This window comes from Microvirga sp. Mcv34 (assembly GCF_024519725.1).
Classification (GTDB): domain Bacteria; phylum Pseudomonadota; class Alphaproteobacteria; order Rhizobiales; family Beijerinckiaceae; genus Microvirga.
The window spans coordinates 20,406-31,312 of sequence record NZ_JALJRK010000008.1; the positions used below are offsets into that span (position 1 = coordinate 20,406).

The 10,907-nt window shown below is 56.3% G+C and carries 11 protein-coding genes; 6 read left to right on the forward strand and 5 right to left on the reverse strand.

Features of this window, described 5'->3' with window-relative positions:
* Positions 1 to 21 precede the first annotated feature (21 nt).
* Entirely contained in the window at positions 22 to 369 is a 348-nt protein-coding gene (locus OC446_RS06845) for a 4a-hydroxytetrahydrobiopterin dehydratase (protein ID WP_262028307.1), read from the reverse strand.
* A 178-nt stretch (positions 370 to 547) separates the two neighbouring features.
* Here OC446_RS06845 and OC446_RS06850 point away from each other — a divergent pair, with 178 nt between their 5' ends.
* The 3 genes from OC446_RS06850 (at position 548) to OC446_RS06860 (ending at position 1,613) form a co-directional block, all read left to right on the forward strand.
* Positions 548 to 799 (forward strand): hypothetical protein, encoded by a 252-nt coding sequence (locus tag OC446_RS06850; RefSeq protein WP_262028308.1) that lies wholly within the window; start codon positions 548 to 550, stop codon positions 797 to 799.
* A 91-nt stretch (positions 800 to 890) separates the two neighbouring features.
* Entirely contained in the window at positions 891 to 1,109 is a 219-nt protein-coding gene (locus tag OC446_RS06855; protein ID WP_262028309.1) for a hypothetical protein, read from the forward strand.
* 228 nt (positions 1,110 to 1,337) lie between these two features.
* Positions 1,338 to 1,613, forward strand: a complete 276-nt coding sequence (locus OC446_RS06860; protein ID WP_262028310.1) for a hypothetical protein — start codon at positions 1,338 to 1,340, stop codon at positions 1,611 to 1,613.
* A gap of 130 nt (positions 1,614 to 1,743) precedes the next feature.
* Here the strand turns inward: OC446_RS06860 and OC446_RS06865 are convergent, their stop codons facing one another.
* The 4 genes from OC446_RS06865 to OC446_RS06880 form a co-directional block, all read right to left on the reverse strand.
* Complete coding sequence (locus OC446_RS06865) at positions 1,744 to 2,091, reverse strand: hypothetical protein (RefSeq protein WP_262028311.1); 348 nt, start codon at positions 2,089 to 2,091, stop codon at positions 1,744 to 1,746.
* Positions 2,092 to 2,367: 276 nt separating this feature from the next.
* Positions 2,368 to 3,003 (reverse strand): Uma2 family endonuclease, encoded by a 636-nt coding sequence (locus OC446_RS06870; protein WP_315986484.1) that lies wholly within the window; start codon positions 3,001 to 3,003, stop codon positions 2,368 to 2,370.
* Positions 3,004 to 3,047: 44 nt separating this feature from the next.
* Positions 3,048 to 3,671 carry a Uma2 family endonuclease gene (locus OC446_RS06875; protein WP_262028312.1) on the reverse strand — a complete coding sequence of 208 codons (624 nt, stop codon included), beginning with the start codon at positions 3,669 to 3,671 and terminating at the stop codon, positions 3,048 to 3,050.
* A gap of 253 nt (positions 3,672 to 3,924) precedes the next feature.
* Positions 3,925 to 4,521: an XRE family transcriptional regulator gene (locus tag OC446_RS06880; RefSeq protein WP_262028313.1), complete on the reverse strand. Its 597-nt coding sequence runs from the start codon at positions 4,519 to 4,521 to the stop codon at positions 3,925 to 3,927.
* A gap of 242 nt (positions 4,522 to 4,763) precedes the next feature.
* On the opposite strand from OC446_RS06880, the gene OC446_RS06885 reads away from it, so the two are divergent.
* From OC446_RS06885 to OC446_RS06895, 3 genes are all read left to right on the forward strand, one after another.
* The gene (locus OC446_RS06885; RefSeq protein ID WP_262028314.1) at positions 4,764 to 5,078 is read left to right on the forward strand and encodes a hypothetical protein; all 315 of its coding nucleotides are present in this window, start codon (positions 4,764 to 4,766) and stop codon (positions 5,076 to 5,078) included.
* Between the two features lie 43 nt (positions 5,079 to 5,121).
* Positions 5,122 to 5,745, forward strand: coding sequence for a hypothetical protein (locus tag OC446_RS06890; RefSeq protein WP_262028315.1), 624 nt, complete (start codon positions 5,122 to 5,124; stop codon positions 5,743 to 5,745).
* A 1,638-nt stretch (positions 5,746 to 7,383) separates the two neighbouring features.
* The coding region (locus tag OC446_RS06895; protein WP_262028316.1) for a cadherin repeat domain-containing protein at positions 7,384 to 10,907 on the forward strand (3,524 nt) is incomplete at its 3' end.

Here is a 10,907-nt window from a genome sequence, read left to right on the forward strand (position 1 = left end):
AGGAACTCGAGATGCCCTCACTTAGCTTTGCGACAGGTCCTCCATCGCCCGGTCGAGCTTGGCGGCCATGATGAAGTCGTTCTCATGCAGGCCCTTGATCTTCTTGGTCTGCAACGACACCGTCGCGTACCCCCATCCAAATGAGATATCGGGATGGTGGCCTTCCATCTCGGCAAGCTCCGCCGCCTGTTGCACGAAGGCAAACGCATCGGCAAAGTCCCTGAACTTATAGGTCCGCTCGATCCGGTGCGCCTCATCGCAAATGGCCCATTCCGGAGTCTGAGGGCGAAACGCCTCGACCTCGGCCGGGGTGAGAGGCGGGATCCCTCCTCGGCAGGGGGTGCAGGTCTTCTCGATAAGCTCTGTCATCGTCCTAGCCCTCTCTTCAACGCATCAGGCCGGGAGTATATTTGCCAACAAGCTGTTGGAAAATCTGTCCCACGAGCTGCGGGACGATTTCGTCAGAGCGACATGATTGGGAAGCCTGACTCGGGTGAGTGTTGAATAGCAGAATGTGCCTAATCGAAAGCGAGACGGTTCGGACGCTATGGATGATCCCGAAAGCCCGAATGACGCTGCCAGGAAAGCGGATCTTCAAATCCGTCAGGAGCTGCTTGAGACGCTCGGCGTGCCGAAGGGGGCCGCGACCGTCGCCCGCCGCCCCACGCCGGAGGGCGATCTTCTTGTGGTCCGCCTGACAGCATCCGGCCTACTGCCGGCCGACCAGCGGCCTGCGAGGTTCCGCGGATTTCCCGTCACGTACGAGGTTGTGAGGCCGGTGAAGATCGGGCGTCTTTGACGAGACGCAGACTTGTCGGCTCTCACGGAGGTGGAGCCCTTGTGTCGGACAAGCTGTTGTAGAATGAGACCCAACACGAGGAGGGTTGGTCATGGCCACCTATGTCGTCGCGATCAGGCGGGAGGCACGGTCGGAAGCCATGACAGCCGAGGATTGGGTCTGCCAAGTGCCCGGCGTCGTTGTGAAAGCGGCAGGCAATCCAAGCCGACTGGTAATCGAGTCCTCACCTCAGGCCATATCCGAGATCAAGCGTCGCTTCGGCGACAAACTCATCATCGAGTCAGAGAGCCGTCACAAGCGACTACTGTAACCTGATGGGCACCGGCAGGCGGAACGTGCATTGAATCCCACGCATGGGTGCATTGACGACATAGAATTCCAGAATCAACCGCTCTGGCGTCACTATCTTTTGCATCGGCGCGTTCTGGACGAGGGACGCAATGGTTCTCTGGAAAGGAGGGTTTGCCCCTCTCAACTTGGGGCCGCTGGGAACAGCGGTCTTTTTCTTGACCGGGCACCACGTCAGGGCGTGATTGGAATGGCGAGCATCGGACCAGATCAGGTGGAAGCGGAAGCGCGGGCGCTGCTGAAGGAAGCCATTGAGCGCTCGGGCTGGTATCCGATCCTCTCCGATGCGGAGCGAGACAAGCGCATCGAGCAGGATGTCGAGCGCTACTGGCATATGATGACGCAGGAAGCGGCACGGCGCCTCCTCGACCGCTTTGAGGCGTGCTCCCGTGTCGCTTGTCACAGAGCGGGTCGGGCTCAGGACGTCGGCTCTGGAGCCAGTCTTGGGCCTTCGGGCAGGGGATGAACTCCTGATCCTCGTTCGACGGCCGGAGCAGAGCCCCGAGGTGATCACCGGCGTCAGATTTCAAGTTTTTGGAGCATTGTAGCTGCATGGTGAGGCAGGACGTTATCCAATTTGCCGGCCAGAGCCAGCCTCACACCGTCAGGGTCTTGAGCCGACGTGGTCGGTTGGGATCCAGCTTCAACGGCAGCACCGTCACGATCACTTTCGCCCGGCGATCATAGACAATCCTCACCTTTGGCGAGACGGCAGGATTCCGCCGCGTCAGCTTCGCGATGATCATCACTCTAGAGTGCTTGTCCCAATAGGGATTCGCGAAGGCGGCGCGGTATTTGCCTTCGATCCGGTCCACAAGGTCGACTAAAGCCTCCGGCTCGTAATCGGCGGGGTTGTACCGGGTGCAGAACTGCTGAAGGGCGTGGATCGTCCAGTGACGCCCCAGCACGGCTATGGGGTGCTTGCGGAACTTGGTAGCAGTCATGGCGGCCCTGGAGCTGCGCTGATCACCTCACGCCAAAACTACCACATCTGCGGCCTTCATAGCTTCGGGCATTCCCCTGACGGTGGACAACCCGCTTGGCGCGATGAGCGGGAGTGCGATCGTCCTCCGGATGTTCCTCCTATGGCTTGAGTCATCAACCTGGTAGGCGCTGACACATGATCAGGATTTCCCGGACGAGCGTCTAGTTTGAGGTGCCCCGCCGGTCAGGGGCAGCGTTTGCTCTGGTGGCCCCGACGTGGACGAAGCGAGAAATCATTACCGGGCGAATGTCCGATAGGTATGGGAGCGGTAGATCTCGTCTAGGGTAATCGCCGCCCCAATCGCGGGAAGATTCACAATCCCGCCAGCGCCCTCAATTCTCACTGGCCTCGCCGGCCAGCCGTCCCCGGTCTTCGTCCAGACACAAGCCCTCGGCTCTTCGTGATCGAACACGGCAAGATGGCGGAGCGTATCCCATGCCTTGTAGCGGTCGAGTTTCTGAATGTGGGGCTCGCAGTCAGCACGGCTTGAAACAACCTCGATGATGACAACAGGCTGACAAGTCGATCGCTCGCCACCCGCCCCACTTTGCGGATCGATGACGATATCCGGGTAGAGGACTGTGCCTGAGCCAGATGCCGATGGGGCCTGAACCCCGAAGCCGCCCTTGTTGAGGTCGAAGGTCCGCTCATCGACTTGGGCGTAGAGGACCATGAAGATGCGCTTCGCCACCCGCTCATGAGCCCGGGTGGCTCCCGCCAGTCTCCTGACTTTCCCTGCGAGCAGTTCGTATCGTCCCTCCTGGGTTCTGGCCCAGGCAAGGAACTGATCCTCAGACATACGAAGGGAAGTAGGCTGAAGGGACACCATCAGCTCCCTCGGTGGCCAAGTACGATATCGTGCATCATACATGACACAACGCGCTATCAACCGACACCGCTGCGGACCTTACAGTTTTACCCGGTGCGTAGGCGAGGCATCAGCGGAGTGTTGCGGTAAAGGTCTGCCACCGAGCACCGTAGGCCTAACCTTGGCAGGATGATAAGCTGATCGGGCGTAGTGAGCCTCTCCGAATGCCATCCTGTTGCAGTTTTCACGTCAACGAGAACGTCGATTCGATTCTCCTGAATCACCACCACAGCCGCGCAGGAGGTGTGCCCGCGATATAAACGACGCTTGACCTCGATCCACCTTTCGCTGGTCCCGGGAACAGTCTGATCGTCGCTGTCTGACACGATCTCGGCCAGGAAATAGCATCGGCTGGTAAACCGCTGTCCGGGGGCATAGTCCGCGTCGATCACGGCCACATCCGGCTCCGGACAATCATTCTCGCCGACACCCAACTCCACGCCCGGATGCTGACACGAAACCTTGGTGGGATCGTGTTCCATCAAGGCTTTGAACAGTAGTGACTCCAGCCGGCCAGTGATGAAATTATGGACGATAGTGGTCAGGATCATCCGAGGCTCCCCGTTCACCAGTTCCCAGCGCTCGTGATCAGGTCGGCAGGCCTGGAAGGCCCGGAACTCGGCGGGTAATATAGGCCCGGATGGTGGTGTCCCGACGACGTCAGCGATCATTCTCTCCAAGCCTCGCGCAGCCCATCGATCGAAACCCGAATATGCCTGGCAGCCAATTGGACCAGTGCTCGGCAACGCCATGCATTGTGCGTGTGGCGAAACTCCGAACTCGGTTGATAATGTGATTACGGCCGAACACTGCCCTTATATTGAAATAATCCCAACCCGATGCGGCCAGGGCGAGTCTGCCGCCCTCAGGATCGTTACGTCACCTGCGGGATGGACCCCAAGGTGATTATCACAGCAACCGCGCCTAGCGCTTTCGTTTCGTTAATTTTCGATTCATGATGAGATGGACGCGGCCTGCAATAGTCAGGTTCTCAGAGGTCGCGCCTCCGAACAGTCCAAAAGGCGTATTTCCGGGTCCTTCGGACGCGAAGATCCAAGTTCCTTCAACCTGGAACACTCGACCAATGGTCAGACGCCCCGCTTTGGAAACAAGAAAAATTTCACCTTCCGCCGGTTGGCGATCAGATGGATCGATCAGGAGATCATCCATGGCCCAAATGGTTGGCGACATTCCATCGTCGGGTGCAGCAAGAACGCCGACTTTGGCTGCATCAATATTCAGTTCTGTAAAGAGCTCGGCAGGCACGATTACGGGCGGCGCGTCGGCTTGGCCAAACGTTACTTCGTTATGAGCATCTATTCGCGCAGTAAGGCGAGAAATCATCTCAAATCGCCCTGCCGACGCTCCTATTGGCATGCCTTCTCCTCGTGCCAGCCAGTCGAGACTGTAACCCGTACTGTCAACTATTGATGACAGTACGGCAACCGAGGCCGGTTCACCGTTCAGTATGCGATACAGCCATTGGCGTGAAACGCCCACCCGCCGAGCAAACGATGCCATACTCTCAGCCCCGATGATGACACGCAGACGCCGAGGCAAGTCCTTGTCTGTAGCCGGTTCCGGCGAGTTCTGGGGTGGGGTTTCAGCGGAGCCCGACAAAGAGATTGACCTCCATTCATTCAGTGTCAATAAGTGTCACCGATAGTTGACACAGGCGATTCACCAAGGATCGCTCTCACATTCCTTCTAGCAGGCGCCCTCGCGTCAAGGAGGTCGCATTGAATTTGAGGTGGAGGCCGGCCGTGACCCCTGACTATGCAAGCGAAGCCACGTTCGAGAATTTAGCGTCATGCTTAAAGACGGATGTTGTCACCCTCAGGGTAGAAATGCTAATTGCAGCATTCCGCGTTGGAGTAAAAATGTATCCGCGCGCTGACTTAATCGATGACGTCCAAGAAATGATACAGAGAGATATTATAGCAAGGGAAATTTTTACCTTGTGCGACATATTCGGCATTGACCCGTGGGATCCTTGCAACCACGATAAACTTCTCAAATGTTGCCTGCATCAAGCCAAACACTTGATAAAAACAATAAAAATGCCCTGTGGGCAGTGACCGGTGAATGAACCTTGGTCTCAACTCCCTTTGGATCCCTTCCATGAAACAAGATGAAGTCCGCCAGCGGTTCCTCTCACTCCATCATGATCTTGACCTCTACGTCTCAGGTGGTCAGCCGGGAAAGGATGAACTCGCTGCAGCGCCGACTGCAGAGCTTTGGCGCCCTGGCGAATATCCGGGAACTGGTGATCCATGCATCCTCGCGAAGTTCATCCTAAACCACCCGCGCCTCGGTACGGCCCCTGACTATATCAGTTCGCCGGTCTACTATGCTGATCCGGGAAATGCTTGGGTCAGAACACAGGGTCAGCTACTGCGCCTCGGCCAACGTGATCCGGAACACGAGGCGCTCTCGGTTCGTGTGAAGGAATACGGTGAAGTTGACAGAGCGGCCGATCTTGCCGGCTATCGGCAGCCCCCATCCGAACTGGAACCCACGAGACCGATGGGTGAAGATGCGAAATGGCATGGTCTATGGAGTTGGTTTGAGGAGAATACTTGGGCAGCACACGACGCGATGCTCGTATACATCGCTCGGAGATGGAACCACGATCTATCGACCGTGTACATCAATACTGACTCATGGATGAAATCTAAGCTTCGCCAAATTGAACGCCAGCTTTCTGATCCTGATGATCACAATGCCGGGTCCAATTATAACTGAGAGCCAATTAAAAGCTTTATTGGCTCTGTTCCAAGCCGCAATCTCAGATCAAGGTCCGCCTATCAAGGATGCACTTCCGCGTACGAGACTGCCACGGCGAGAGAGGGATGTGGCTGAAATCCCCTCCCCAAACCCCACCCCTTGAGGCACTTCTAGTCAAGCTAGCCGTAACGGCAATGGATTAGCTGCTTGCATGTCGAGTGTAAGGCCGCCCACATACCCACAGGCCCGCCTCCGCTGCGATACTGAGGTCTACGCTGCGGCGGGCCTGTGGATATATGGACGGTCCTAAGAGCGTTCCGACCTGCATTGATGTTTCTAGAAGAGGGCTAAGCCCAACCGTCCGACTGCTCCACGTTCGCTAACACTTGGTATGGTAGGCGAGGGGGCAACGTAGAAGTAACTGATGGCTACCAGCCCTCTCCCATAGAAGGCACATGTGAAATCGTTGGTAGCGTTTGGGAGGTTGAAAGAGGGGGATAATTGGACGTCGCCCTCTCACGGCGAAAACAGGGGTTCGAGTCCCCTAGGGAGCGCCAAAGGTTCGAGTCTGCAGCTCACCTCATGTCGGAGGTTCGAGCGGTTTCCAACAATACGACTTCGAGCTGATCGTTCGCTTATCCAACGGTCCATGCCTCCGTGTGGAGAAGTTGTGACCGTGAATATCGAGTTGCGTTGGTCAGGTCTCACGGATTCTCATCCAGTCCTCGGCGTGCGGTGCTCATGGCCGCTCGAGGATCCGGCCTCAGCAGCGATGTTGCGCCGTGTTCCCGAGAGCGGATGGTGCTCTGTGATCTGTCCGGAACGGTTAGCCTTGCCTCCCATTCAGAATGTGCGAATTTCCAAGTCTTAAGTTCAGATAGGACCGACGTTTGCGGCTCGGAGGAGTGTCGCTCCGCCTAGCGCAATGATCGAATTGTTGAACCGGCAGGATTCCCGCACGCCCAGTTGCTTCAAGCCTCGTCATGAGGTCATGCGAAGGTATGAGGTCTGTCTCAGAAGTACTCATGAAGTACGGCAGTAGCGGCAGGTTCCGGCAGAAAAGTTTGGTGTTGCCAGGGCTGCGAGGATCGCGAGGGCTGACTTGTGCTGAGAAGCGATGGGAGTTGCCTGTGTCCCTTTGCACTTTTGCACGGTCCAGATTCAATGCCACCAGGGGTAGTTTTGGTCGACTTGCAGTTGCAAATAGGCGGGTTCTGCTCAAAAAATGAATACAGGGTTAAGATTTTCGGGTTTGCGCCTGTGCAATAGAGCCCCTCGCTTACGCAAGATAATAACCAAATTTCGCATTATAAATCATAAGTATGAGAATATAATTTCAAAATTTGATAATCGAATTAAGAGTTCATCCGAGTAGACAGAGCGTATCGTCTCTTATTTAGCCTGAAAGATCAATAAGAGTCTGTTGGCGTTTCGAAAAATGCATTGGTTACTTAGCGTAATAGTGCGCTCTTGCCGTAGATCCGTGCCAGCTTTTAGCTTTGGAAAATAATCCCGAATCCGGCATTCCCTCTCGTTACCTCCCCGAACAGAGAGCTGTCAGCCAAGCCGGTTTGTCCTTAGATGTCAATAACAGTGTAACATTCGCCTGAAATCCCAGTGGTTCCGGCGTCTGCAGGAAGTAAGGGGATCGTCATCATGAATAAGCCCGTTTTCGACAAGGTCACCGGCAAGGCAGTCAATGTCGGCCAAGTGATTGACGAGATGCTTGTGGATGGCGGGCTGGACAGCCTCGTTGAAGAGCGGGGTGCGCAGCCGGGGGGCAGGCGGGCGGAAGCGATGGTGCATGCGCTCACTGCCCCAACGGACCCAATGGGACTAACGGAAGCGAGCGCATCTTCCGGTGCCGTCTCGGGCGCTGGCCCGTCTGACGCCCTTCCAGTGGTTTCGATCGGGAGCGGCAAAGCCCCTGATTATAACTCTGGATTTTCGAGTCGCTCGTCACTTGTCTCATCAAACGGTTCTGGTGCAGAGGCCTCGCAGAGCCAGGTCGGCCATTATTCCGCTTTTGCGTCCCTCACCGCGAAGGCCCACGTTCAGCTGCCGCCGGCGTTCTCCAAAGCAGCATATCCTCCTGCAGCGGTGCAGGCGCTGAAGGGTTTGCCCACGCAGCAGTCAGTCAAACCTTCTCCACTGATTTCGGTAACTTCTGAACCTGCGACAAATGCTGATTCCATGGCAGTAGCCGGCTCGACGCTGGACCCATCTGCGGAAGATTTTGGCACGCTCGCACTGGGAACGATTTCTCTGGGCGGCTCGTCCGCTGTCGACCGGGCCACGAACGAGGTCACTTACGATCAATCCGCCTTGTTTATCGGGAACCTGACGACAAGCGGTGCTAAAGGTCAGTTGACATGGAGCGCCAATTCAACCGCCTTCGAAGTCAGGAACGGCAACCAGCTTTATGCTATCAATTTGGACTACGAGGCGCTTGCGGCTCAGAACTGGAGAGTGAGCGTCCAGATCGAAGCGTTTGATCCTATTGGTGGGACGGGAGGTGAGCCCACAACCACAGCCCGAACGTTCAACTTCACTGTCAAGAACGTCCTGGAGGCGCCTAGTGATCTCCGGTGGTTTAATGGTGGATCCGTTGATGAGAATTCGCCAAACAGCACGACCATTGGTAACCTGCGCGCCACGTCGAATGAAGGTACAAATGTTGTTTGGAGTCTGGTCGGCTCCAGTCATACCGGGGCGATCGGAGTCGACAGCAATGGCTGGGTCTACGTTGCGGACCGGACCAAGCTCAATTATGAGGTCTCGACGCCTTATACGATCACTGTCCGCGCAACGACAGCGGGGAGCGATGGCTTTGGAACGATCTATACCGAACAGACCTTCACCATTGACGTTCGAGATTTAAACGAGGCTCCAACCAATCCCGTTTTTCAAGACGGCCCGCTGAGTTTCACGGAAAATCTTGTCGGCGACTATGTCGTCGCGACCGTCCAATCGCTCGATCCCGATAACGCCATCTCACAGCGTCAGACGATAGCCTATTCGCTGCTGAACGACATGGGCGGGCGCTTTGCGATCAATGCTCAAACCGGCGTGATCACGGCCCGCGGCGGCACGGGCAACCGTTTCGACTTCGATGCGATCTCCGCAGATGATCCCAACCTGTCGGCGCCGGATGCGAATGGCAAGCGCTACTACACGCTTCAGGTCAAGGCCACGGATAATGGTTCACCAGTCTTGTCGTCCGGCACCTCAAACATCAAGATCGAGCTGGTAGACGTCAATGAAAAGCCGAACGTTCCCACTTTAGTGAATTCGGTTGGACAAATTACTGAGAACTACGGGACGGGGAATTATGTGGCGCAAGTCACCGCCACGGATCCGGACAACGGTTATGCTCAGCGCCAAATTCTTACGTATGAGCTGGTGGACGACCTTGGCGGTCGCTTCGTTATCCGGCCAAGCGATGGGCTGATCACTCTCGGTTCGAGCAGCCTTCTCGATTACGAAGCCAGTTCGGCGGCGGATCCCTATCTGAAGGGCACGCCCGGTGGCGTGCGCTATTATGAGCTCTACGTTCAGGCCAAGGACAACGACCCAACGAACCCGCTGACATCTGACCCGTTCAAGGTCGTCATCTACTTGACCGACGTGAATGAAAAGCCGACTGCCCCTGTTGTCCAGGTGGGAAGCCTCCTCCGGTTCTCGGAGAACTTGGCGACGGATAAGGTTGTCGCCACGGTTAAGTCGACAGACCCGGATATCTATGCAAATCCAACTCAGACCCTGACATATTCTCTCGTGGATACCCTCGGAGGACGATTCTCTGTTGATGCGGGTGGCAACATCATCGCTCTCGCAAGCGGAAGCTTTAACTTCGAGGCAAATTTTGACAGTGACCCCTATCTCTATATCCAGACGATCAACGGCGTCACGAAACGTTCCTATCTTGTCCAGGTCAAAGCCACAGACAATGGGGCTGGCAATCTGAGCTCGAACATCACGACTGTTCAGATCGACCTGGATGATGTGAATGAGAAGCCGTTCGCTCCTGCCGTACAACCGGGAAGCGCCCTTCATTTCACGGAGGGCACGGTCGCGTCCAACAGGCTCGTCGCCACGGTGAAGGCGAGTGATCCGGATATCTACGCAAATCCGGCCCAGACCCTAACCTATTCGCTGGTAAGCACTCTTGGCGGTCGCTTCAGCATAGACTCCGCCGGCAACATCTATGCCGTTGCCAACAAGGCCTTCAATTTTGAAGCGGATGCTGCGAGCGATGCCTTTCTTCAAAAATATACTGACGCCAATGGCATCACGACGCGGTGGTATGAAGTTCAGGTTAAGGCTACGGACAGCGGGAGCCTGACTTCGGATATCACGACCGTCCGGATTGATCTGGACGATGTCAACGAAGCTCCGTCGATATCCTTCTCGCAAGCGCCGGTTTCCAGCATCCTGGAGAACCCGACGCCTGGCGATCTCATCGCAAAGGTCACTGGGACAGATCCTGACATCTTCGCCAACCAGACCTTGACCTTTTCTTTGCTCGACACCTTGGGGGGGCGCTTCAAAGTCAATGCATCAAACGGGGACATCCTTGTGGATGCGGCCCACCTCATCGATTATGAGGCGGCCAACGATCCTTATCTCACGCCTCCGGACGCCCAAGGGCGCCGGTTCTACACGCTTAAAGTGGAGGTGTCAGACGGCGGCTTGTCATCGCAGTTTCTGACGATCAGCTTCGAGGTCAAGGATCGGCCGGAGGCACCCAATGCGCCGACTATCCCTGACGGTACGGTCAACGCGATCGATGAGAACGTGCAGGGCAATCCGCTTGTTGCGACCATGTCCGCAACGGATCCGGACGCAGGCCGGCCGATCATTCTGTACCATCTGGTTGACGACCTCGACGGACGGTTCGAGATTGATGAGTTCTCCGGCATGATCACTGTCCGGAACGGCAGCTTGATCAATTACGAATCCGGTCTTGAAGATCCTTACCTTTACCAACCCGATGGAACAGGTAAGCGATATTACTTGCTCCAGGTCACGGCAACGGATGCAACTAACCTCACCAGCGTGCCGACGACGGTCAAGGTCTACGTGACGGACGTGAACGAGGCGCCGACGGCGACCTACACGCCCTCCGATGGGATCGTCGTCGGTGCGGACCCCGATACCGTCGCTGCAGCGATTGCGAT